We start from the raw sequence: 22,007 nt of genomic DNA, 5'->3' as shown, positions 1-22,007 counted from the left end.
AGGCAAACCATGCCAGCCCATATTTCCATACGCAAAGCCTGCAAGTCCTTCGGCTCGTTCGAGGCGTTGAAAAACGTCTCGCTCGACATCGAGAAGGGCGAGTTCCTCACCTTTCTCGGCCCGTCCGGTTCGGGCAAGTCGACGCTCCTGAACGCGATCGCCGGCTTCGAGCCGCTGTCGTCGGGCGCTATTCTGAAAAACGGCGAGGACATTGGCGACACGCCGGCCGACAAGCGCAATTTCGGCATGGTGTTCCAGGGTTATGCGCTGTTCCCGCACCTGACCGTCGCCGAGAACATCGCCTTTTCGCTGCGCGTGCGAAAGGTGGCGCGGGCGGAAGTGGATGTGCGGGTGGCCCGCATGGTCGATCTCGTGGGCTTGAGGGGGCATGAGCACAAACGCCCCTCGGCGCTATCCGGCGGCCAACAGCAGCGTGTGGCGCTTGCGCGCGCGCTGGTGTTCGAGCCGGAGCTCTTGCTTCTGGACGAACCGTTGTCGGCGCTCGACAAGAACCTGCGCGAGCAGTTGCAGGACGAACTGGTCGATATCCATCGCAAGACGGGAACGACCTTTCTGTTCGTCACCCACGACCAGATGGAAGCGATGGCCATGTCCGACCGGATCGCGATCTTCGATCGCGGCCGGATCGTCCAGCTCGATCGGCCGAACGTGCTCTACGACGAGCCCAATTCGCGCTTTGTCGCGGAGTTCCTGGGCACGATGAACTCGCTGCCGGTGACGCGACAACGGGCGGTCGGTGGCGAGCTTCATGCGCATGTCGGCGAGTTCGGCGTGCGCGCCGTCCTGCCCGGTGCGGACCAGCTGGAAGGCAAACCGGCCGTGCTCGCCATACGTCCGGAGAAACTGACGCTTTGCCGCGACCGGCCGACGGCCGAGTACAACCTTTTGCCGATGACCGTCGATGGCGTCGTCTTTCAGGGCGGAACGACCATCGTGAAAGGCAGTGCCCCTGAGGGCACCAGCCTGACATTGACGACCGCCCGTGATGCGCTCGGTTTGCCGCCGGCGCGCGGCGAACAGCTCTGGGTCCATTGGGGCCACCTGGACGGGCGGGTGCTCGCCGGCTGACACGCTTCAAATGCATGCGAACCAAACAACAACAAGGGGAAATGCTATGAATAACGATCTGAAATCGGAATGCCTTGAACTCCTGAAGGATGGTCATCTTGCCGGTCGCATTGACCGGCGAACGTTCCTGACGGGCCTGGTCCTCCTTGGCGTCGCACCGCATCTTGGGTCCCGGACGGCCCGTGCCGCCGATGGCCAACTGGTGGTCACGAATTGGGGTGGCGATGCGGTCGGAGCCTTCGAGGCGGCGCTGACAGGCAGCTATGCCGAACAGCAGGGCATTGCGGTCAAGATCGACGGCTCCGGACCGACCAAGGGTGCGATGAAGGCGCAGTTCGAAAGCGGTGCCGTCTCCTGGGATGTCTGCGACTGCGATCCGGGCGCGACGAAGTCCCTGGGCGAGGCAGGAATGATCGATCCGATCGACTACAAGGTGGTCGACCGTGAGAAGGTGCAGGCAGGCTTTGCCTACGAATACAGCGTCGCCAACTATTTCCTGAGCTACGTCATCGCCTATGACGCCAAGCAGTTCGGCGACAACCCGCCGAAAACCTGGGCGGATTTCTGGAATGTCGAGAAATTCCCGGGCAAGCGGTCGCTCTACAAGTGGATGTCCGGCTGCATGGAGGCAGCACTTCTCGCCGACGGCGTGCCGATCGACCAGCTCTATCCGCTCGACGAGGAGCGGGCGATCCGCAAGCTCAACGAGATCAAGCCGCATATCGTCAGCTTCTGGGATTCAGGCGCCGAGAGCCAGCAATTGATGCGCGACGGCGAGGCCTCTATGGCGCTGATGTGGCACACGCGCGCCAACCTCGTGGAAAAGGACACAGGCGGCGCCGTCAGCTGGACCTATGCTCAAGGCATTCTGGCACCTTCGGGCTGGGCCGTGATCAAGGGCAATCCGGCGGGCTCCGCAAAGGCGATGGACTTCATCCGCTATTGCCAGGACCCGGCGCGCCAAGTCGACCTGTTGCGCACGCTCGGCTGCGGTCCGACCAATCCGCTTGCCCACGATCTGGTGCCGGAGGAACTGAAACGGATGGATTGCAGCTCGGCTGAAAACATGTCGCAACAGGTGTTGATGGACATGGACTGGTATGCGGCACGCAGCGACCAGGCGCTCGAAAAATACCTGGCGATGACCGCATCATGATGTGGGCAGATTCGACCCCTGTCAGGCGCTTTGCCGCGACCGGATCTCTCCTCATGCTGTGGGCATTGCCGGTCATCCTGGTGCTTGCCTACGTGCTGCCCTTCGCCGGTGTGACGCTCTGGAGCGTCACCCGGCCCGAATACGGCTTCGAGAACTACGTCCGCATCTTCACCGGTGCGGACTTCCAGGCAATCTTCCTGAGAACCGCCTGGGTCTGTCTGGTAAGCACCGCGATCACCATCCCGATCGCCTACCTGCTCGCCTACTATTGGGTGATGGGCAGCGCGCGGCGGAGCCGACTGGTGGAGATCTGCATCTTCATTCCGTTCTGGATCTCGGTGCTGGTGCGTGCCTTCGGTTGGGTGGTGATCCTGCGCAACAATAGCCTTGCGAGCGACGTCGCCAATGCGTTTGGCTTTGGCGGGCTTTCAACCGGCCGCAACGTCTGGTCGGTGATCACAGGCATGGTGCATTTCATGGTGCCCTTCGCGATCCTGCCGATGGCATCCGTCATGCGCAAGATCGACAGGCGGGTGCTGCTTGCGGCGTTGGGGCTGGGTTGCCGGCCGCTCGGCGTCTTCTGGCGGATCTACCTACCGATGTCGATGCCCGGCGTATTTTCGGCGCTGGCGATGACCTTCATCTTCTCGCTCGGCTTCTTCGTCACTCCGATGATCCTTGGCGGCGGACGGGTGGTGCTGACGGCGGAGACGGTCTTCGTACAGATGTTCCAGACGGCCAACTGGGGGCTGGGTGCTGCCCTCGGCGTGGTGCTGCTCGTCGTCGTCTTTGCAATTCTCTGGCTTTCGCAGCGCGTCATGCGCATCGAACAACTCATGTCGCGGTAGGGCTTAAATGTTTGGCAAATCACGTCTTGGCGGATTTCTCGCCGGTGCGGCCGGGCTCTTCCTGCTCCTGCCGCTTGCAGCCGTTATTCCGTTTTCCTTCACCGCCAAGCGCTTCCTGTCGATGCCGGACGGCGAGTATTCGCTCAGGCACTATATCGCGATCTTCGATCCCGACACCTGGCTTGCGAGCATCGGCACGAGCACGCTCGTCGCGCTGCTCTCGAGCGTCATCGCGACCGCGCTTGCGGCCGCCTTCGGCATCGGCATCTGGCTGCGCCGCCCGGCGAGCGGACGCTTCCTGATCGGCCTTGTCCTGTTGCCGATCATCGTTCCGCCCGTCACCTCGGCGGTCGCGCTCTACTTCCTGCTCGCGCGGATCGGTTTGCTCGACACGATCCCAGGGCTTGTGCTCTCGCACGTGGTGATGATCGTACCGTTTGCGGTGATCGCCATTCTCGGCGCGCTGAGCCGACTGGACCGGAACCTCGAACTTGCGGCTCGAAACCTCGGGGCGACGCAGCTGCAGTCGATCTTCCGGGTGATCTTGCCGAACATCCGTTTCGGCCTGTTCGCCGCCTGGTTCGTCAGTTTGGTTATGTCCTGGGAGGAGAGCTCGGTGACCCTGTTTGTGAGCGGCGTCAATGTCATCACGCTGCCGAAGCGCATCTGGGACAATCTGCGCCTGGACCTCGATCCGACCGTCGCCGCCATCTCGGTCATCATGATCGTGGCGACCACTCTGGTCATCCTTTTCCGAAAATCGGAGGCCTAGGGATAGTGAGAGGCCGGATGCCAATCCGGTAGCGAAAGCAGTGGCTTGCGTGTCAATGACAAAATCTGGCTGCGCTTCGCAGCCCCTCCCAGCGAAGGCGGCCTGCGGGCCGCCTTCGGCGTTTCTCAACGCCCGAAAACCATGGCCGCCGGCGGTACCCCCTCTGGGGGACTAACGCCCCCTCCCGGGCCCACGCATAGTCCTTCCATGCCGAACGGTATCAGTTCGCTCCCGTCGGCTTCAGTGGAGGAGAACCATGCAGCGCGCCATCGTAGAACCCAATCCGACACCGCCCGCCGACGGCAAGGCTGCGTCGGCCAGCAAGTCCGGCTCCCTTCCGGTGCAGCATCCAAGCAGCGTCGCCGCCGAGGTTCGAAATCTCTGCAAGACCTACAATGCCGGCACGCCGCGCGCGCATGAGGCGTTGAAGGATTTCAACCTTTCCATCCGCGCCAACGAGTTCTTCACGCTGCTCGGTCCGTCCGGTTGCGGCAAAACCACCTTGCTGCGCATCCTTGGCGGGTTCGAGATGCTGACGTCAGGCGTCTGCCGGATCTTTGGCGAGGATGTCAGCCGCCTGCCGCCGGAAGCGCGGCCGGTCAACACCGTCTTCCAGCAATACGCGCTGTTTCCGCACATGACGGTCCGTCGCAACATTGCCTTCGGTCTGGAGATGCTCGGCAAGCCGCGCGCAGAGGTCGAACGCACCGTCGAGCGCATGCTCGATATGGTGCACATGACCGAATACGCCGATCGCCGCCCGGATACGATGTCGGGTGGCCAGCGCCAGCGCGTAGCACTCGCCCGCGCGCTCGCGCCGCAGCCAAAGCTTCTCCTGCTCGACGAGCCGCTGTCGGCGCTCGACCTGAAGCTCAGGCAGAAGATGCGACTGGAACTGAAGTCGCTTCAGCGCGAAACCGGCATCACCTTCATCTTCGTCACCCATGACCAGGAAGAGGCGCTGGCGATGAGCGACCGGGTCGCCGTCATCAGCAACGGGCGCCTGCAGCAGGTCGGTTCGCCCGAGGACATCTACGAGCAACCGCAAAGCCGCTTCGTCGCCGACTTCATCGGGGAATCGAACCTGATCGAGGCGAAGGTCGCAGGCGGCGCCAATGGCGAGGCGGCATTCGATATCGAAGGCTTCGGCCAGGTCCATGCGCCGATCGCCGAGCGCGTGGAAGCTGGGCAGCAGGTCTGGCTCTCGATCCGCCCGGAGCGGCTGGTGCTCGGTGCCGGTCACGGCGAGGGACAGGGGCCGGCAAAGGTCTCTGACCGCACCTATCTCGGCAACGCCGTCGAATACCATCTGCGCGTCGGCAAACACGCGCTCACTGCCCGCTCGCCGCGTGGCGGCCTGCGCGGCCGGCAGGACTTCGCGCCGGACGAGCTCGTCAGCATCGGATTCGAACCCGGCTCCATCAAGGTGCTTCTGTCATGAGCGCCCGTCCGCTCGCGCTTTCATCGCGCATCCCGCCGGGGATCGCCCGTGCCGGCCTGCTCTGGCCTTCGCTTGGGCTCATCCTGGCATTCATGGTCGCGCCGATCGCGATCATGCTCACCTATTCGTTCCTGGTGCCGGCCGCCTATGGCGGCGTCGAGTGGACGTTTTCAACAGCAGCCTACGAGCAGATCCTGTTCGAGCGCGACTTCCTCGACGACAGCCTGACGTTTACGCCCGACTATCTGATCGTCGTCGCCCGCTCGCTGATGCAGGCGACCGTAGCGACGCTTCTCTGCCTCGTGATCAGCGTGCCGACCGCCTATTACATCGCCACCCGCACCGACCGGGTGAAGAACATCTGGCTGTTCCTGATCACCATTCCTTACTGGGTGAACCTCCTGATCCGCACCATCGCGCTGCTCTTCGTGCTCAGGGATGACGGCCCGATCAACAGCGCGTTGATCGACGTCGGCGTGATCGGCCAGCCGCTGGCCTTGAGCTACAACGGTTTCGCGATCTCGCTCGGGCTGATCTACTCGTTTCTGCCTTTCATGGTGCTGCCGCTCTATTCGGCCTTCGAGCGCTTCGACTTCCGGCTGCTCGAGGCGGCCTACGATCTCTATGCCAGCCGCAGGGTCGCTTTCTTCCGCGTCGTGCTGCCGGTCATGCGTCCCGGGCTGATCGCCGGCAGCCTGCTCGTCTTCATCCCCTCCGTCGGTTCGTACCTCGCGCCCGATATCCTCGGCGGCGGCAAGACGCTGATGATCGGCAATCTGATCGGCACGCAGTTCCAGGGCGCGCGCAACTGGCCGTTCGGCGCAGCGCTGTCGATGATCCTGCTCACAATCACCCTCATCGTCCTTCTCTGGCTTGCCCGGCGCGCCGCGCAACAGCAGCAGCTGACCTGAAGAAAGGCCCGCCATGTCCACCGCCCGCTTGCGCGACCTGCGCGTCTTTCCAGGCTTCGGCCTTCTCTCCGTCGGCTGTATTGTCTTCCTCTATGCGCCGATCGTCGTCCTTGCGATCTACTCCTTCAACGATGGCCGCTCGGTCACCCGCTGGGCAGGCTTTTCCTTCCGCTGGTATCAGGCGGTCTTTGCCAACCAGAACATCCAGACGGCCGCCATCAATTCGGTGGTCATCGCCGTCATCGCAGCGACAGCCGCCACGGTCTTTGCGCTCGGGGCCGCCATTGCCACGGTCAACGGCAAGAAGGGCGGCGGCGAGGGTGCCTATGTCGTGCTGACCTTCCCGCTGATGGTGCCGGAAATCGTCACGGCGGTCGCCTCGCTCGTCTTTTTCGTCGCCGTTGGCATCAGCCTCGGCTTTGCCACCATCCTGATCGCCCACATCGTGTTCTGCATTCCCTTTGCCTATCTGCCGATCAAGGCGCGGCTCGAAAGCATGGACGCAACGCTGCCATCGGCGGCTGCCGATCTCTATGCCTCTCCGGCAAGCGCCTTCCTGCGCATCATTTTACCCTTGCTGGTGCCGGGCCTCGTCTCCGGCTGGCTGCTCGCCTTCATCATCTCGCTCGACGACTTCATCATCACCGCACTCGTCGCCGGCCCCGGCGCCACGACCCTGCCGCTGCACATCTACGGCATGCTCCGCCTTGGCATGACGCCCGAGGTTAACGCCATCTCGACGCTGATGCTCGTCGCCTCGACGGTGCTGGTGCTGATTTCGGGGCTCCTGGGCCAGGCGGGCCGCAAACACTGACACCACGACAAAGACAGAACGAAAATCAAAAAGAGAAAGGGAACACCAGATGAAAAAACATGCCGTCTTTGCTGCCCTCATGGCCGCGACCGCTGCCGGGCCGGCCTTCGCCGCCGGGGACCTCTTTATCTACTCCTGGGGCGAATACACGCCGCCCGAGATGGTGGCGAAGTTCGAGAAGACCTATGGGGTGAAGGTCCATATCGACACCTACGATTCCATGGAGACGATGCTTGCCAAGCTGAAGGCGGGCGCTGGCGGCTACGACATCATCGTGCCGGGACACGATACCATGACCATTCTGATCCGCGAGAACCTGCTTGAGCCGGTCAATGTCGCGGCGATGCCGAACTACCAGCATGTCGACGAGATGTGGCGGGACGTCTTCTGGGACAAGGGACGCCTCTATTCGGCGCCCTGGGCCTGGGGTTCGACCGGTCTTGCCGTCGACCGCGACATCGTCAAGGGTGACGACACGTCGCTGAAGATCCTGTTCGAACCTGACGACGCGGTGAAGGGCAAGATCAACATGCTGCGCGACGTCAACGACGTCATCAACATGGCGCTGCGCTATCTCGGCAAGCCGCGCTGCAACGACAACCCCGAGGACCTGAAGGCGGTGCTCGACCTGCTCTCGACGCAGAAGCAATTCGTCAAGAGCTACAACTCCGAGACCAAGGAGCTGCTGGTTTCGGGCGAGGCCGCCGTCTCGATGAGCTGGAACGGCTACGCCATGCGCGCTCGCGATGAGCGGCCGTCGATCGAATACATCTATCCAAAGGAAGGCTACACCGGCTGGATGGACAATGTCGCGGTGCCGAAGGGCGCGCCCGACCTCGAGAACGCCAAGCTCTGGATCAACTTCATCATGGATCCCGAAAACGCGGCGATGATCACCAACTACGCCCGCTACGCCAACGGCATCAAGGGCTCGGAAGCCTTCGTCGACAAGGCGCTTGCCGGCGCGCCTGAGCTCAGCCCGCCCGAAAGCGCGCCGGTGCCTGAATTCCTGACCGCCTGCACGCCTGCCGTCACCAAACTTTACGACCGCGTCTGGACCAAGCTGCTGCGTTGATCCGCGGCAGCCGCGCCTCATGCCATTCTGGAGAAAATCATGACCATCGTTCAATCCGTTGCAGCCGCCGGCTCCGACCGGCCGAACAACCGCTCGGCCTTCGAGAAGGACAGGGATCACGTCCTGCACCCCTATACCGACTTCTCGACCTTTGCCGCGACCGGCAGCCAGATCATCGAGAAGGCCGAGGGCGCCTATGTCGTCGACAATAGCGGGCGACGGCTGCTCGACGGCATCGCCGGCCTCTGGTGCGTCAACATCGGCCATGGCCGCCGCGAGATGGCCGACGCCATTGCTGCCCAGGTCATGGACATGGACTACTACAATCCCTTCGGCGCCTCGGGCAACGTGCCGGCGGCGGAGCTTGGGGCGCGGCTTGCCGAGCTTGCACCAGGGAACCTCAACCACGTCTACTACACCTGCGGCGGTTCGACGGCGAACGATGCCGCTATTCGCATCGTGCACTACTACTTCGCCATGCGCGGCAAGCCGGGCAAGCGCAAGATCATCTCGCGCAACAACGGCTACCATGGCGCGACCTACGTGGCGGCGGCCCTGACCGGTATCCACGGTACCAAATACGGCTTTGCCCAGGTCGGCGAGGATTTCATCCACCACATCTCGGCCGCCGATTGTTATGCGCGTCCCGACGGCATGACCGAGGAGGCCTATTGCGACCTGCTGGTGCGCGAGTTCGAGATGCGGATCGACCAGCTCGGTCCCCAGAACGTTGCTGCCTTCATCGCCGAGCCGATCATGGGCGCCGGCGGCGTTCTGGTGGCGCCGAAGGGCTATCACCGCCGCATGCAGGCGGTCTGCCGTCGCAACGACATCCTCTACATTGCCGACGAGGTCGTGACCGGCTTCGGCCGGCTCGGCGAGTGGTTTGCGTCGGATGCGATCTACGAGACGCAGCCGGATATCCTGGTGTCGGCCAAGGGCATCACGTCGGGCTACATCCCGCTCGGTGCGACGCTGATCTCCGACGAGATTTATGACGTCATCAGCCGTCCGCAGTGCGAAGGCGGCGTGTTCTCCATGGGGCTCACCTATTTCGGCCATCCGGTCGCCTGTGCCGCAGCACTCACCAATATCGACATCATGGAGCGCGAACGGCTGCTGCCGCATGCGGCGAAAACCGGTGCGTATCTGCAGAGCAGGGCCAAGGCCCTGCTGGCCCACGACATCGTCGGCGACGTGCGCGGCGCAGGCCTGATGCTCGGTGTCGACCTCGTCGCCGACAAGGCCACGAAGCAGCCGCTGCCGGCCTACGAGAAGGCGAGCGAAACGATCTTCCAGGGCTGCGTCGCCCGCGGTGTCATCGTCCGCCCGGTCGGCAACCGGCTCATCGTATCGCCGCCTTTGATCGTCACCGAGGCCGAATGCGACACCATCGTTTCAGCCTTTTCGGAATCGATCGCCGCCTTCATGGCAGCCCGCGCTTGAGGAGCATCTGAGATGAGCGAAATCACGGTCGCAGCGACGCAGATGGCCTGCAGCTGGAACATCGACGAAAACATCGAAAAGGCCGAGGAACTGGTGCGGCTTGCCCATGAGGATGGCGCTCAGATCATCCTGTTGCAGGAGCTGTTCCAGACGCCATACTTTTGCCTGGAGCAGACGATCGACCACCTCGATCTGGCGGCGAGCCTCGGCGAAGACCGGGCGGTCCGGCACTTCCGGACGATTGCCAAGGAGCTCGGTGTCGTGCTGCCGATCTCCTACTACGAGAAGGCGGGACCGGCGCAGTACAACTCGCTCGCGATCATCGATGCCGATGGCGAGATCGTCTGGAACTACCGCAAGTCCCATATCCCGCAGGCGCCGGGCTACGAGGAGAAGTTCTATTTCAGCCCCGGGGATACCGGCTTTCGGGCCGTCGACACGAAATATGCGCGGATCGGCTGCGGCATCTGCTGGGACCAGTGGTTTCCCGAAACCGCGCGGGCGCTTGCCCTGCAGGGAGCCGAGCTTCTGTTCTTCCCGACGGCGATCGGCAGCGAGCAGATGGCCGAGATCGACAGTTCCGGCCATTGGCGCCGCACGATGCAGGGCCATGCGGCCGCCAACATGGTGCCGGTGATCGCCTCCAATCGGGTCGGCAGCGAAGCGGCCGGCGGCAATGAGGCGCTGTTTTACGGCACATCCTTCATTGCCGACCATACGGGGGCGATCGTTGCGGAGGCAAGCCGTACCGATGAAACCTATCTGACGGCGCGCTTCGATCTTAATGCGGTCCGCACCTTCCGGCGCAGCTGGGGCATCTACCGCGACCGCCGGCCGGACCTCTACGGCGCCATCCGCACACTCGACGGCCAGACGCCGATCGGCTGACTTTTTTCGTAAACAATCAACGATGTAAAAGCCGGATCCTGGCGCTGCCCGCTGTGTCGCAGCCATCGGGACCGGTGAGGAAGGGTATAAGACCATGAAGAACCAGACACCCCGCGAAGCCGGGTTTCGCATGCCGGCCGAATGGGAGCCGCACCGCCGCACCTGGATGATGTGGCCATGCCGCCACGAGGTCTGGGACGATATCGCCGCGACCCGCCGCGACTATGCGGCCGTCGCCCACGCGATCCGCGAGTTCGAGCCGGTGACGATGGCTGCGCGGCCGGAAGATATGGCCGAAGCTCGCGCCATCCTTGACCCGTCGATCGACCTTGTCGAGGCCGACATCGACGACAGCTGGGCGCGCGATGCCGGGCCCTGCTTCCTGACGGCGGCTGACGGCCGGCGCGCCGGCGCGCGTTTCAAATTCAACGCCTGGGGCGGCAAGTACCATCCGTTCAACGGCGATGCCGCCTTTTCCGGTCGGGTGCTGGAAAAGGCTGGGGTCGCCGGCTACGTGTCGAACCTCATTGCCGAGGGCGGCGGCGTCAGCGTCGATGGTGAAGGCACGATCATCACCACCGAAACCTGCTTCCCCAACAGCAACCGCAATCCCGGCTGGAGCCGCGACGACATCGAGCGCGAGCTTCTCGATATGCTCGGCGGCGAGAAGGTGATCTGGCTGCCCGGCAACCCGATCGAGGACGAGACCGACGGCCATGTGGACGGCATCGCCGTCTTCGTTGCTCCGGGCGTCGTCTTGATGGAGAGCCCCAGCGAAAAGGATGACGAGTGGAACCACTACATTCGTCTGAACCTGGAGGCGATGAAGGGACAGACCGATGCGAAGGGACGGCCGATCCGGATCGTTACCGTGCCGGAAGCCGTCGACGCGCCGTCGGATCATCCAAAATTCTGCCGCTCCTACGTCAATTCCTACCTCGTCAACGGCGGCGTGATCATGCCGTGCTACGGGATCGAAACCGACACGGCGGTCAGGCAGATGTTCCGCTCGCTGTTCCCGGACAGGCGCGTGCGTGAGGTGCGGATCGACGCGATTGCGATTGGCGGCGGCGGCATCCATTGCATTACCCAGCAGGAACCGCTTTGATCGTCGAGGGCAACTCGACGACAAGGCGGGGAATGACGGGATTTCCGTTCGAACAGATGACATTGATCGGCGGGGCCGTGGCTGCGATCGGCAGCCCGGCCTTTCCGGACGCCCTCAGGCAACTCTGCCTCGACGTATACGGCTTCGACAGCCTCTTCGTCTCGGTCTTTTCCGCCGATCAGCCGCCATTGCAGCTCTATAGCGACCTCGATCCGGAGGCGACAAGGCGCACGATCGGGCCCTATCTCAGCTTCGCCTATCTTCTCGATCCGTTCTACAGCCTCTATCTGAGCGATCCCGGCGACCGGGTGGTGAGCCTTGACGATTGCGCGCCTGATGATTTTCGCGAGAGCGAATACTACCGCATGTTCTATGCCGAAACCGGGCTCTTCGATGAAATCGTCATGCTGGTCGCGAGTGCCGAAGGCACGGCGATCGCGCTGTCTCTCGGCCAGCGGACGGAGGATTGCCGTCCCGGCCCGCAGGCCCGCGCCCATCTCGATGGTTTGCTGCCCGTGGTCTCGGAGCTTTGCCGCAAGCACTGGCCGCAACCGGTCTCGGGATCGACTGCTACCGAGCCCGCGGCCGACATGGTCTTCGCGACGTTGTCGCAGTTGAAGGTAAGCACGCGCGAGGGCGAGATCATCCGGCTGATGCTCAAGGGACATTCGACCAAGAGCATCGCGCGCATCCTCGGCAACAGCCCGGAAACGGTGAAGGTTCACCGCAAGCGCATCTATTCCAAGCTCAAGATTTCCTCGCAGGGCGAGTTGTTCTCGCTCCTGCTCGGCGGTGCCAGCGGCTAGAGCATCCTGTTTTCAAGATTGCATCATGGAAGCCGGCAGATGCTCGGGAATCAGAAACGGAGGCACTGAGCATTCATTTGAACACACAGTGCCTCAGCCCTTAGTTTCCGGCGAACAGGCCTTCCGCGTCATAGACCGGATCACCCTGCAGCAAGGTCGCTTCGACGGTGGCCTTGCCGATCTCCTTGACCGGGATGTCGAAGATATCCTTGTCGATGACGACGAGGTCGGCGAATTTTCCAGGCTCGATCGTGCCGGTCCTGTCGTCCTGGTTCAGAAGCTTCGCCGGATTGATCGTCATCCATTTGACGGCCGTTTCAACGTCCGGTGCGCCGTCCTTCTTGCGCTGAAGGGCCGTCTGGATCTTGACGAGCGGCGAAAGCTCGTCGGCGTCGAAATCGCTGCTCATCACGACGGTCGCGCCCGTCTTCTCGATGCTTCCGGCCGGCGTCATGGTGTCGGCGCGATCGCCGATGAACTTGCGGATGAAGGTATCGTATTCGCGGCTGAGCGAACTCGGCGCCAGCTGGAAATCGGCGACGACGCCCTCGTCCTTGAAGCGACTGTAGTCGGCCTTGTCGAGCAGGTAGATATGCGTCAGGCGATGCGGACCGGGCTTCGGGTCCGATTGTTCGATCGCATCGAGCGCCAGGCGTGCACCGCGGTCGCCAGTCACGTGGTAGTGCAGCTTGAAGCCCTTCTGCGAAAGCGTCTTGGAGTAGCGGTCGAGCGTCGCTTCGTCGAAATAGAGGAAGCCGCTGTCGAAGCCGTGGTCGATACCCGGTCCCTTGTTGTAGGGCGCAAGCAAGGCGCCTGTGCGCTGTTCGAGGATGCCGTCCACATAGATCTTCACCTGATTGAACTTCAGCAGACGGTTCGGGTCATTGCTGTAGAAGCTCGTCAGTTTTTCCACCTGCTCGTCGAAGGGCAGGTCGGGATAGACATAGACCGCGTTCGCCGCGCGCAGCGTCAGCGTGTCGTTTTTCTCGGCCATTTCCCAGGCCTTCAGATGTCCCTGCGGCCAGAATCCGCCGGCGTCGCTGACGGTCGTGATGCCATTTTCGGCCATCGTCTTCAGCGTCGGCAGCATGCTTTCATAGGCGAACTTGACGTTTTCGGGGGTATCAGGAAAGGCGAGGTTGCGCAGTTTCTGCTGGGCGTTTTCAAGCACGATGCCGTTCGGCGCGCCGGTCTTTTCGTCTCGCAGGATGATGCCGCCGGGTGGATTGCCGTCGATCTTGTCGTAGCCGGCAGCCTCAAGCGCGACGCTGTTGGCCCAGGCGCCATGGCCGATGTCGTCGAGGATCAGGATCGGCCGGTCGGCCGAAATCTTGTCGAGCACGCCCACCGGATCGTCGGTTTCGTCGAGCAGATTGGTCATGCTGACGCCGGAACCGACCACCCAATCGCCTTCACTCTCCTTCAGGCAATCACGAACGGTTGCTTTCGTTTCGTCGAGCGAGGCGAAGGCTTCGAATTCGCAGAGGCTTGCATTGACGCCCGCTTCGACCAGATGCACGTGCGCGTCCTGGAAGCCCGGCAGAACCAGCTTGCCGCCGAGCTTGACGACATGCGCGTCCGCACCCGCCTTTTCAAGCACCGTTTGCTCGTCGCCGACGGCAAGGATTACGCCGTCCTCATCGATCGCCACGGCTTCTGCCAAGGGCGCTGCCGGGTTCATGGTACGGACCTTGGCATCGGTGATGACAAGCGTTTCGGCCGCGGCAGCGCCGCCGCTGCAAAGCGCAGAGGCGGCCAGAAGAAGACCTGTCAGCGATCGCAGCGTTCTCATGTTTCGGGACATGGGGTGGTACCTTTCCTGTCGGACTTTCTACTACCACGCCCGCAACATCAATGCAGGTGAACTCTCCCATGAACGATGCATGGCGGGCGCGTGTTGCTGACAGCAATGCGCTTCATTGCTGTCAGTCGTCGCAGCCGTCAATCGAGTGTGACCCAGACCGACTTGGACTGGGTGTTGTCGAGGAGGGCCTGCAGACATTTGTCACGGCCATGACCGGAGAGCTTCCACCCGCCCCAGGGCTGGCTCATGTCGCCGTTCATGTAGCCGTTGATCCAGACCATGCCGCATTCGAGATCGCGGGCGATGCGGTGCGCGTTGTTCAGGTTGGAGGTCCAGATGCCGGCGGCAAGGCCATAGGGGCTGTCGTTGGCGATCCGGACGGCATCATCAGCGCCATCGTGCGCAATGATCGCGCCGACCGGGCCAAAGATCTCTTCCTGGGCGATCTTCATGCGGTTGTCGACGCCCGAAAAGAGCGTCGGCTCGACGAAGCATGCGGCGTCTGCTGTCCGATCGGACTTGCGGCCGCCAAGCACAGGCATCGCACCGTCCTGCCGCGCGCCATCGATGTAGTCGAGGACCCGGCCCTGGTGGACCTTGTTGACGAGCGGACCCATGGTCGTCTCGGGGTCGAGCGGATCGCCCGGGCGATATTTCCGTGCCGCGTGACCGGCGACGAGGCCGCAGAATTCGTCGTGGATGGTCCGATCGACCAGAATGCGCGATCCGGCCGAGCAGACCTCGCCCTGATTGCCGAACAGTCCGTCGGCAATTTTCTCCGCAACCGCCGATAGATCCTCGACATCGGCTAGCACGATCTGCGGCGACTTGCCGCCGAGCTCGGCCGAAACGGCCTTGAGGTTGGTATCCGCAGCATAGCGATACATCTGCCGGCCGATGGCTGTCGAACCGGTAAAGGCGATCTTTTCGACATGCATCGAGCGCGCCAGCGCCTGGCCGGCGACGGCACCGCGTCCCGGCACGACGTTGAAGACCCCATCGGGACCACCCGCTTCGAGAAACAGGCGACCGAGCAGAAGCGCGCTCAAGGACGTGTCCTCGGCCGGCTTCAGGACGACGCTGTTGCCGGCGGCAAGCGCCGGCGCGATCTTCCACACGGCCATCATCAGCGGATAGTTCCAAGGCGTGATGCAGCCGACGACGCCGAGCGGCTGGCGCAGGATGTAGTGCAGCGCATCCGGATTGGTGACCGGGGCGCTACCTGCGATCTTGTCGATGCTCTCGGCCATGAAACGCATGGTGAGCACGGCGCCCGGCACGTCGATCGCACACATTTCGGCGATCGGCTTTCCCATCTCCATCGTGTCGAGCACCGCCAGGATATCGCGGTTTTCGGCAATGAGGTCTGCGAAGCGTGTCAGAACATCGATGCGTTGTCTGAGGCGCATGCGCGACCAGACACCCTGCCGGAAACGCTTTGCGGCAATCGCGCAGGCGATTTCAATGTCGGTGTCGTTGCCGCAGGCGACATTGGCGATCAGAGCGCCTGTCGCCGGATTGATCGAGGCGAACGTCTCGCCGCTCCCGGCTGCCAGAAACTGCCCGTCGATCAGCATTCGCGTTTCGGGACGCAACGCATCCGCGATGCGGTGCCATCGTCTGTCCGGTGTCGTGTCCATGACCTGCCTCCACGGTTGACCTTGCATCCGGTTTTAGCGAGCGGGAGGGAACGGGGCACAGTCCCCCTCATGGGTGACTGGCGCTCCCCTGAATAGCCACGGACCTTGGGGACTGACGAATGCATGCGCGAGGAGGACGAGATGCGAAGCGGTATAAACGGAGACCGGTTGTGGGCGAGGCTGATGGCGATGGCCGAAATCGGCGCGACGCCGGAGGGCGGCTCCTGCCGGCAGACGCTCTCGGATGCGGACGAGGCAGGCCGCGCCCTGTTTCTCGATTGGTGCGCGGCGCGCCGTTATCAACGTCGCAGGGACCGGATCGGAAATCTCTTTCTTCGCCGTGCTGGCGGTGACGCCGAAGCGGCGCCGGTCCTGATCGGCAGCCACCTCGACACCCAGCCGACCGGCGGCCGCTTCGACGGCGTGCTCGGCGTCCTTGCCGGGCTCGAGGTCCTCGAGACACTCGACGAACTGGCGGTTGAAACCGATCGGCCGATCGATCTCTGCGTCTGGACCAACGAGGAAGGCTGCCGCTTCCAGCCGGCGATGATGGGGTCGGGGGTCGCCTGCGGTGTCTTGGATATGGAAACCGTCCTTGCAGCCCGCGATCATGGCGGCACCATGCTTGCCGACGAGATTGCCCGGCATGGCTATGATGGCGAACCGCTCCCTCAACTTGCCGACGCCGCTTGCTACATCGAGCTCCATATCGAACAGGGTCCGATCCTCGAGGCCGAGGGCAAGACCATCGGCGTGGTCACCGGCGGCCAGGGCATCCGCTGGTACGAGATCTCGGTCGTGGGCGAGGAGTCCCATGCCGGGCCGGTGCCGATGGCACTTCGCAAGGACCCCGTGCCGGTGCTGATGCATCTGATCGGGCTGGTGCAGGCGATCGGCCACATCGACGAGGACGCGCGCTGCACGGTCGGAAGGATCGAATTGTCGCCGGGCGCGATCAACGTCGTTCCCGGCCGGGCCGACATGACGGTCGACCTCCGGCATCCCGACGCGGCTGTCCTTGAGACGATGCATCGGCGGTTCATCGACGGGCTGGAGACGCTTCGGCGTGGCCATCCCGACATCGATCTCCAGGGGCGTCAGATCTGGCATTCGCCGGTCGTCGCCTTCGACGACACGCTGGTTCGGCTGGTCCGCGAGAGCGCCGCGGCCCGCAGCCTACCGTTTCGCGATATCGTCTCCGGTGCCGGTCACGATGCCTTCAACCTCGCAAGACGCGTGCCGACCACGATGATCTTCGTTCCGTGCCGGGATGGGATCAGCCACAATCCCCGCGAATATGCCACCCCGGCGGACGTCACTGCGGGCGCCAACGTGCTGCTGGACGTCGTCTGCGCGCTGACCTGCGGGGACAGGTGAGCGAGCCCTCGGCAGCCTTGCCGCCGTCTGACCGACGGCGGTTCACCCCGATTTATCCTCCATCCGGGCTAATGGCGGCATCGCCAAACACATGTTAGGAAATTGCGTAATACGATTTCTGCATATACGTGTGCTTGTATTTCTCGATAGCGACATATTCGAATTCCTTGCGCAAAACCTGGTCATGGCTTCTTCCAACTGTCGGCGCCGTATTTTTGGGGACGGATCTTCGCCTCGTCGACAGTTTCAACACTCGCGGGAATCCGGTGCAGAAGTTGATGCGATCGGCCGCGCGGCAGGCACGTCTTCCGCGGCTGTTGCGGGCAACATGATGCCGGGCCGACGTTGTATCGGTGTGTGACGAGGGAGGGGACATGTTCAAAAACATGATGATGCTGTTGATTTCGCTGACCGTGACGCTCGGTGCCGGGGAAGCAATGTTGCGCGCGTTCACGCCGTTTCCGATCGGCACGCAGACACACCGGAGCATCGACGAGAAATACGGCTATCGCCTCGACAGGGCTCTTGGCGACGTCGACAAGGACGGCTTCCGGGATCCGCCTGGCGCAGATCATGGCTTTCGGGTCGCGGCGATCGGCGATTCGATGACCTATGGCAACAACGTCGATAGCGCGCATTCGTGGCCGGCGGCTTTCGCGGCAAAGACGGGCGAACGCACCTATAACTTCGGCGTCGGAAGCTATGGCATCTACACCTACCACGCCATCGTGCGCGATGCGCTAGCCGCGGGTGCGAAGGGCGATATCGTCGCCATTTTCCCCGGCAACGACTTTGCCGTCGTCTTTTCCGCCTGCGATATCATGAACGCGCGATCCGACTTCTGGCTCGCCGAGCAGAAGCGACTTCATCTCCAGGCGCTGTTCGCCGGTGCGGAAGGCCATTCGCAGTGCGCCAAGGCACGATCGGCCAGCCTCAAGACGAAGCTGTTCGAGAATGTGGCGATCCTGAGTGCCTATCACTATGAGATCAGGGACCGGCTGGCGAGCCTTTATGCCCAACTGTTCAAGCCGGGCGATGACGAAGCATCCGAGTACTATACCTTTGCGGACGGATGTCCCTCCGTCCTGAAGCGCTATGTCGACGATGCCGGCCACATGGCCGATCTGGCGTCGCCGGAAACCGCGGCAATGTTCGGCGACTTTCAGCGCTTTGCGGCCGACTGGGCCGAGCAGGGGAAAGGGCGGGTGGGCATTCTCCTCATACCGTCGAAAGAACGCGTGATCTTCGAACATCTGCGTCGTCATGATCAGCTTGCTTCGGCCGCGCCAGGATTTATCCGCAGCGTTGAACGCCAGATTGCGCTCGAGGACAAGATCCGGGAGACCGCCGCCGGGCTGGGGTTGCCATACCGCAGCGCGCTCGCCGAGACCGCCGACAGCCTGCAGGATGCGATCCTTGCCGGAAAACGCTTTTATCCCGACAGCGATGGCCATCCGTTTGAAGCCGGTTACAACGCGTTTGCAACGACGGCGCAATTGCTTTGGGGTGAGATGACGGCAAGGGCCACCGAGGCTGCCGATTAGAGATGCCATGGTCGCGCGGCGCTGGCGGAGGGGCCGATTGCAGCCGATCTGCCAGCGGCGAACAATCCCCGTTGCCAGTTTATCGTTTGACTTCGAAAGGGGCAGGCATAGGCTTGCACATCCTGATCGCCGGCCTCTTCGCTGACGGCGTTTGCGCGGACGGGGAAGGCGGAGGGGAGCAGATCTGGTGGGCGCAAGAGATTCGCAAGCGTACGGCACCCTGGTCATTGCGGATGGTTTCTGCGGGGACGTCTTTGCAACGCAACGGCGATTGCGGATCCAGCTTTTTGATGGACCGGTCATAAGGTACGCGCCGGCCCGCGATCTTGCCGCCCACATGCTTCTGCGCCTTGATGATCTCGCTGCGTGCTGGACGCTGGCGACCAGCTGGCTGCGGGCCGAACTTGGATGCCACCGCGTCGACGCCGGATTCGGCGCGCCACATGCGCGGGAATACTATCCGAGCTATGCCGAAGCCAAGGATGCGAACTACGATGTTCCGACACTCGGCGGATCGGCGGTCGACAACCATGATCCGGTGATGCAGGCGATGTGGCGTGCGCCGCATCCCGTCATCTTCGCCGATATCAAGCAGGATCGCCGCGTGCAGATGCGGCTCAGGCAAAGGCTTTCGAGGGCGCGGACGAAAACGAAGTTCGGTGGAGCGCTTCGGATCGGCAACAGCAGCTACGGCCTGATCTGTGCCGACTGGACAGAGCATTTTGCGCCAAGCGATTCAAACCTGTACGACCGCTTCGAGCAGACGGTGGCCGACGTGCTGAGCCCGATCATCGCCGTGGCGAAGGCGATCGACGATCGGGATCGGGTCCGTGGGCACGAACTTGTCGACGGTTCGACAGATGCTGGTGAGGCAGCTGGTCGCAGCGTTTCGGCCGTGGCGCTGACAGCCTCGGAAATCGAAGTGGCGAGACTGGTCGCCAAGGGCCTGAGCTACAAGGAGATTGCGTTGATCCGCGGCCGGTCCTTTTCCACCATTGATCATCAGCTCAGGAGCATTCGCCAGAAAACCGGCGTATCGAGCACCTCGGCGCTCATCAGCCTGCTTGCCCGCATCGATCTGGCGTCGCGCTGAGAGATCGCCGATCGCCGAGACGAGAAGGCATATCTGAGCCTTCCATGCCGTCAGTCCCTCGAAAATCATAATAAAAATCAATCGTACAACCCAAGCCGACGCCAGTTTAAACGGCGGTATGCGGCATCGCGAATCTTCGCAATGGATGTCGCGGCACCGTTGTTGTTAATCACTGAGGTGCGCACCTCAGTTGGACTTCAAAGAGCCAAAGGAGGTCGCGCAGGCATCGAAGGGGAGGCCGAGGTGATCGACAATCCACACTACGCCCAGGTGACGCAGGGCGATTTCAAGCTCCACGATCTCGGCGATCTGCTGCTTGAGAGCGGCGAGACGCTGCGCGGCGCAAAGCTCGCCTACCGGACGCTTGGCCGCTTGAACGCGGAAAAATCCAATGCCGTGCTGGTGACGACCTGGTTCTCGGGTACCGGGAAGGTGATGCAGGATGTCTATGTCGGTGCGGGCCACGCGCTCGACCCGGAGCGGTATTTCATTGTCATCGTCGACCAGCTCGGCGGCGGCGTGTCGTCGTCGCCGCAAAATACCCCCGCTCCGCAGGCCATGGCGAAGTTCCCGAGGCTGAGCATCGGCGACGATGTTCAGGCGCAGCACCGATTGCTGGTGGATCGTTTCGCGATCGAACGGCTGGCGCTCGTCGTCGGCGGGTCGATGGGCGGCCAGCAGGTGTATGAGTGGGCGGTGCGATACCCTGAGATGGTCGAACGGGCGGCGCCGATCGCGGCTACGGCGCGCATATCGCCTCATCAACGGGTATTCGTTGACGCCTTGAAAGAGGCGATCACCTCGGACCCGCGCTGGAACGGCGGCTGGTACGCATCCGGGCTGGACGTTCGCGACGGTATGGACCGGATGGCGCGGATCGTCGCTGTGCTTGGCTGGTCTCCGCAGTTCTACGCGGAAGAACGGTGGCGGAGCGTTCTCGGAATGACGTCGCTGGACGATTTCATCAACGGGGTCATGAAGGCCTATTTCGAACCGATGGACCCCAACGTCCTCTTGAGCGAAATGCACAAGTGGCAACGGGCCGACGTATCGAGGCATACGGGTGGCGACCTGGCAAAGGCGCTGGCCCGCATTTCGGCGCGCACGATGATCATGCCGATCAGCCACGACCAGTTCTTTCCGCCAGAGGAGTGCGAGGCGGACTGTGCTCTGGTGCCCGGAGCGCTCTTGCGGGTGATCCGCTCGCCGGAAGGGCATATGGGGCTGAACGGATTCGAGCCGGGCTACATGGCGCAGGTCGACCGCCACCTGAACGCGTTGCTCGCGACCTGAACTGCTGACCAAACCAGACATGCCATCCCCAAGCCCAGTCGCTCCGGGGAGCGAGGAGTCATGCCCGAAAGGGCCGCGCCGGAGGACGCGATGCAGATGACACGGACTACCGACAAAGCCCTCAACGTCAGGGGCGCAACCAAGACCTACCGGACGCAATCGGGCGAAGTACACGCCCTGAAGGACGTCGACCTGACCGTTCGCCAGGGCGAGTTCATTTCGGTCGTCGGACCCTCCGGCTGTGGGAAGACGACCCTTCTCTGGTCGATTGCCGGGCTGCACAGACTGACCTCGGGGGCGATCGCGCTTGGCGAGGAGTGGATCACCGGACCGCATGCGAGCATCGGCATGATGTTCCAGGAGGCCAATCTTCTGCCGTGGCGAACCATCCGCAAGAACATCGAGCTTCCCTCTGAAATCCGTCGCATCCGTCCCGACGAGCAACGGATCGACACGCTGTTGCGGCGCGTCGGCCTCGAGGGGTTCGGCGAAAAGATGCCGCGCGAACTCTCGGGAGGCATGCAGCAGCGCGCATCGATCGTGCGGGCGCTCGCCAGCGATCCGACGGTGCTGCTCATGGACGAACCCTTCGGTGCGCTCGACGCCTTCACCCGTGACGAGATGAACAAGCTCGTCGAGGAGATCTGGCTGGGATCCCGCAAGACCGTGATCCTGATCACACACTCGATCGCCGAAGCGGTTTTTCTTGCCGACAAGGTCTACGTCATGAGCGCCCGCCCAGGCCGGATCTCGCGGGTCGTCGACGTGCCGTTCGCGCGCCCGCGATCGCTGGCTCTGATGGAGACCCGCGAATTCTTCGACCTGGTGAACGCAATCAAACACGAAATTCAGCAGCAGCCGCCGGCAAAGTCCGCGGTTGCCAGGGCCGTATGAGGTAGGAC

19 protein-coding genes are annotated in these 22,007 nt (G+C 62.9%); 17 read left to right on the top strand and 2 right to left on the bottom strand.

Annotation, left to right across the window (positions count from 1 at the left end; all coding sequences use genetic code 11):
* The first annotated feature begins 9 nt into the window (after window positions 1-9).
* The 12 genes from VGO12_RS16735 (at window position 10) to VGO12_RS16680 (ending at window position 12,354) form a co-directional block, all read left to right on the top strand.
* A complete protein-coding gene (locus VGO12_RS16735; protein WP_327513869.1) occupies window positions 10-1,089 on the top strand; it encodes an ABC transporter ATP-binding protein in 1,080 nt (359 codons plus the stop codon).
* Window positions 1,090-1,135: 46 nt separating this feature from the next.
* Window positions 1,136-2,245 carry an ABC transporter substrate-binding protein gene (locus VGO12_RS16730; protein WP_327513868.1) on the top strand — a complete coding sequence of 370 codons (1,110 nt, stop codon included), beginning with the start codon at window positions 1,136-1,138 and terminating at the stop codon, window positions 2,243-2,245.
* On the top strand, window positions 2,242-3,093 hold the full coding sequence (locus VGO12_RS16725) for an ABC transporter permease (RefSeq protein WP_327513867.1): 852 nt from the start codon (window positions 2,242-2,244) through the stop codon (window positions 3,091-3,093). The genes VGO12_RS16730 and VGO12_RS16725 overlap by 4 nt, the downstream gene beginning before the upstream one ends.
* A 7-nt stretch (window positions 3,094-3,100) precedes the next feature.
* Entirely contained in the window at window positions 3,101-3,865 is a 765-nt protein-coding gene (locus tag VGO12_RS16720; protein ID WP_327513866.1) for an ABC transporter permease, read from the top strand.
* Between the two features lie 256 nt (window positions 3,866-4,121).
* Window positions 4,122-5,306 carry an ABC transporter ATP-binding protein gene (locus tag VGO12_RS16715; protein WP_327513865.1) on the top strand — a complete coding sequence of 395 codons (1,185 nt, stop codon included), beginning with the start codon at window positions 4,122-4,124 and terminating at the stop codon, window positions 5,304-5,306.
* Complete coding sequence (locus tag VGO12_RS16710; RefSeq protein WP_327513864.1) at window positions 5,303-6,217, top strand: ABC transporter permease; 915 nt, start codon at window positions 5,303-5,305, stop codon at window positions 6,215-6,217. The genes VGO12_RS16715 and VGO12_RS16710 overlap by 4 nt, the downstream gene beginning before the upstream one ends.
* Window positions 6,218-6,230: 13 nt before the next feature.
* Window positions 6,231-7,031 carry an ABC transporter permease gene (locus VGO12_RS16705; protein WP_327513863.1) on the top strand — a complete coding sequence of 267 codons (801 nt, stop codon included), beginning with the start codon at window positions 6,231-6,233 and terminating at the stop codon, window positions 7,029-7,031.
* Window positions 7,032-7,080: 49 nt separating this feature from the next.
* Window positions 7,081-8,106 (top strand): extracellular solute-binding protein, encoded by a 1,026-nt coding sequence (locus VGO12_RS16700; protein ID WP_327513862.1) that lies wholly within the window; start codon window positions 7,081-7,083, stop codon window positions 8,104-8,106.
* Window positions 8,107-8,145: 39 nt separating this feature from the next.
* The gene (locus VGO12_RS16695) at window positions 8,146-9,552 is read left to right on the top strand and encodes an aminotransferase (RefSeq protein WP_327513861.1); all 1,407 of its coding nucleotides are present in this window, start codon (window positions 8,146-8,148) and stop codon (window positions 9,550-9,552) included.
* A gap of 12 nt (window positions 9,553-9,564) precedes the next feature.
* Window positions 9,565-10,440, top strand: a complete 876-nt coding sequence (gene aguB, locus VGO12_RS16690; RefSeq protein WP_327513860.1) for an N-carbamoylputrescine amidase — start codon at window positions 9,565-9,567, stop codon at window positions 10,438-10,440.
* A gap of 94 nt (window positions 10,441-10,534) precedes the next feature.
* Window positions 10,535-11,548, top strand: a complete 1,014-nt coding sequence (locus tag VGO12_RS16685; RefSeq protein ID WP_327513859.1) for an agmatine deiminase family protein — start codon at window positions 10,535-10,537, stop codon at window positions 11,546-11,548.
* Between the two features lie 32 nt (window positions 11,549-11,580).
* Complete coding sequence (locus VGO12_RS16680; protein ID WP_327513858.1) at window positions 11,581-12,354, top strand: helix-turn-helix transcriptional regulator; 774 nt, start codon at window positions 11,581-11,583, stop codon at window positions 12,352-12,354.
* Between the two features lie 100 nt (window positions 12,355-12,454).
* On the opposite strand, the gene VGO12_RS16675 is transcribed toward VGO12_RS16680, so the two are convergent.
* Window positions 12,455-14,158, bottom strand: coding sequence for an amidohydrolase (locus VGO12_RS16675; RefSeq protein WP_327513857.1), 1,704 nt, complete (start codon window positions 14,156-14,158; stop codon window positions 12,455-12,457).
* Between the two features lie 137 nt (window positions 14,159-14,295).
* The gene (locus VGO12_RS16670) at window positions 14,296-15,798 is read right to left on the bottom strand and encodes an aldehyde dehydrogenase family protein (RefSeq protein WP_327513856.1); all 1,503 of its coding nucleotides are present in this window, start codon (window positions 15,796-15,798) and stop codon (window positions 14,296-14,298) included.
* Window positions 15,799-15,939: 141 nt separating this feature from the next.
* Here VGO12_RS16670 and VGO12_RS16665 point away from each other — a divergent pair, with 141 nt between their 5' ends.
* The 5 genes from VGO12_RS16665 to VGO12_RS16645 all read left to right on the top strand — a co-directional run bounded on the left by VGO12_RS16665 (window position 15,940) and on the right by VGO12_RS16645 (window position 21,999).
* Window positions 15,940-17,175 carry a Zn-dependent hydrolase gene (locus VGO12_RS16665; protein ID WP_327513855.1) on the top strand — a complete coding sequence of 412 codons (1,236 nt, stop codon included), beginning with the start codon at window positions 15,940-15,942 and terminating at the stop codon, window positions 17,173-17,175.
* Between the two features lie 374 nt (window positions 17,176-17,549).
* Window positions 17,550-18,719, top strand: coding sequence for a hypothetical protein (locus VGO12_RS16660; RefSeq protein WP_327513854.1), 1,170 nt, complete (start codon window positions 17,550-17,552; stop codon window positions 18,717-18,719).
* Window positions 18,720-19,056: 337 nt separating this feature from the next.
* On the top strand, window positions 19,057-19,812 hold the full coding sequence (locus VGO12_RS16655) for a helix-turn-helix transcriptional regulator (RefSeq protein WP_327513853.1): 756 nt from the start codon (window positions 19,057-19,059) through the stop codon (window positions 19,810-19,812).
* A gap of 243 nt (window positions 19,813-20,055) precedes the next feature.
* The gene (locus tag VGO12_RS16650; protein ID WP_327513852.1) at window positions 20,056-21,105 is read left to right on the top strand and encodes an alpha/beta fold hydrolase; all 1,050 of its coding nucleotides are present in this window, start codon (window positions 20,056-20,058) and stop codon (window positions 21,103-21,105) included.
* 96 nt (window positions 21,106-21,201) lie between these two features.
* Window positions 21,202-21,999: an ABC transporter ATP-binding protein gene (locus VGO12_RS16645; RefSeq protein ID WP_327513851.1), complete on the top strand. Its 798-nt coding sequence runs from the start codon at window positions 21,202-21,204 to the stop codon at window positions 21,997-21,999.
* Window positions 22,000-22,007 lie beyond the last annotated feature (8 nt).

It is taken from the genome of Ensifer sp. (assembly GCF_035999135.1).
Lineage (GTDB): Bacteria > Pseudomonadota > Alphaproteobacteria > Rhizobiales > Rhizobiaceae > Ensifer.
The sequence above is the reverse complement of the archived record's forward strand: the minus strand, read 5'-3'. Positions and strand labels throughout refer to the sequence as shown.

Bases quoted from the DNA above. Each gene is read 5' to 3' on its own strand.
- aguB (WP_327513860.1), top strand. From the start codon at position 9,565: ATGAGCGAAATCACGGTCGCAGCGACGCAGATGGCCTGCAGCTGGAAC.
- VGO12_RS16675 (WP_327513857.1), bottom strand. From the start codon at position 14,158: ATGTCCCGAAACATGAGAACGCTGCGATCGCTGACAGGTCTTCTTCTG.
- VGO12_RS16730 (WP_327513868.1), top strand. From the start codon at position 1,136: ATGAATAACGATCTGAAATCGGAATGCCTTGAACTCCTGAAGGATGGT.
- VGO12_RS16685 (WP_327513859.1), top strand. From the start codon at position 10,535: ATGAAGAACCAGACACCCCGCGAAGCCGGGTTTCGCATGCCGGCCGAA.
- VGO12_RS16695 (WP_327513861.1), top strand. From the start codon at position 8,146: ATGACCATCGTTCAATCCGTTGCAGCCGCCGGCTCCGACCGGCCGAAC.
- VGO12_RS16665 (WP_327513855.1), top strand. From the start codon at position 15,940: ATGCGAAGCGGTATAAACGGAGACCGGTTGTGGGCGAGGCTGATGGCG.
- VGO12_RS16645 (WP_327513851.1), top strand. From the start codon at position 21,202: ATGACACGGACTACCGACAAAGCCCTCAACGTCAGGGGCGCAACCAAG.
- VGO12_RS16660 (WP_327513854.1), top strand. From the start codon at position 17,550: ATGTTCAAAAACATGATGATGCTGTTGATTTCGCTGACCGTGACGCTC.
- VGO12_RS16680 (WP_327513858.1), top strand. From the start codon at position 11,581: ATGACGGGATTTCCGTTCGAACAGATGACATTGATCGGCGGGGCCGTG.
- VGO12_RS16735 (WP_327513869.1), top strand. From the start codon at position 10: ATGCCAGCCCATATTTCCATACGCAAAGCCTGCAAGTCCTTCGGCTCG.
- VGO12_RS16710 (WP_327513864.1), top strand. From the start codon at position 5,303: ATGAGCGCCCGTCCGCTCGCGCTTTCATCGCGCATCCCGCCGGGGATC.
- VGO12_RS16655 (WP_327513853.1), top strand. From the start codon at position 19,057: ATGCTTCTGCGCCTTGATGATCTCGCTGCGTGCTGGACGCTGGCGACC.
- VGO12_RS16725 (WP_327513867.1), top strand. From the start codon at position 2,242: ATGATGTGGGCAGATTCGACCCCTGTCAGGCGCTTTGCCGCGACCGGA.
- VGO12_RS16700 (WP_327513862.1), top strand. From the start codon at position 7,081: ATGAAAAAACATGCCGTCTTTGCTGCCCTCATGGCCGCGACCGCTGCC.
- VGO12_RS16720 (WP_327513866.1), top strand. From the start codon at position 3,101: ATGTTTGGCAAATCACGTCTTGGCGGATTTCTCGCCGGTGCGGCCGGG.
- VGO12_RS16705 (WP_327513863.1), top strand. From the start codon at position 6,231: ATGTCCACCGCCCGCTTGCGCGACCTGCGCGTCTTTCCAGGCTTCGGC.
- VGO12_RS16670 (WP_327513856.1), bottom strand. From the start codon at position 15,798: ATGGACACGACACCGGACAGACGATGGCACCGCATCGCGGATGCGTTG.
- VGO12_RS16715 (WP_327513865.1), top strand. From the start codon at position 4,122: ATGCAGCGCGCCATCGTAGAACCCAATCCGACACCGCCCGCCGACGGC.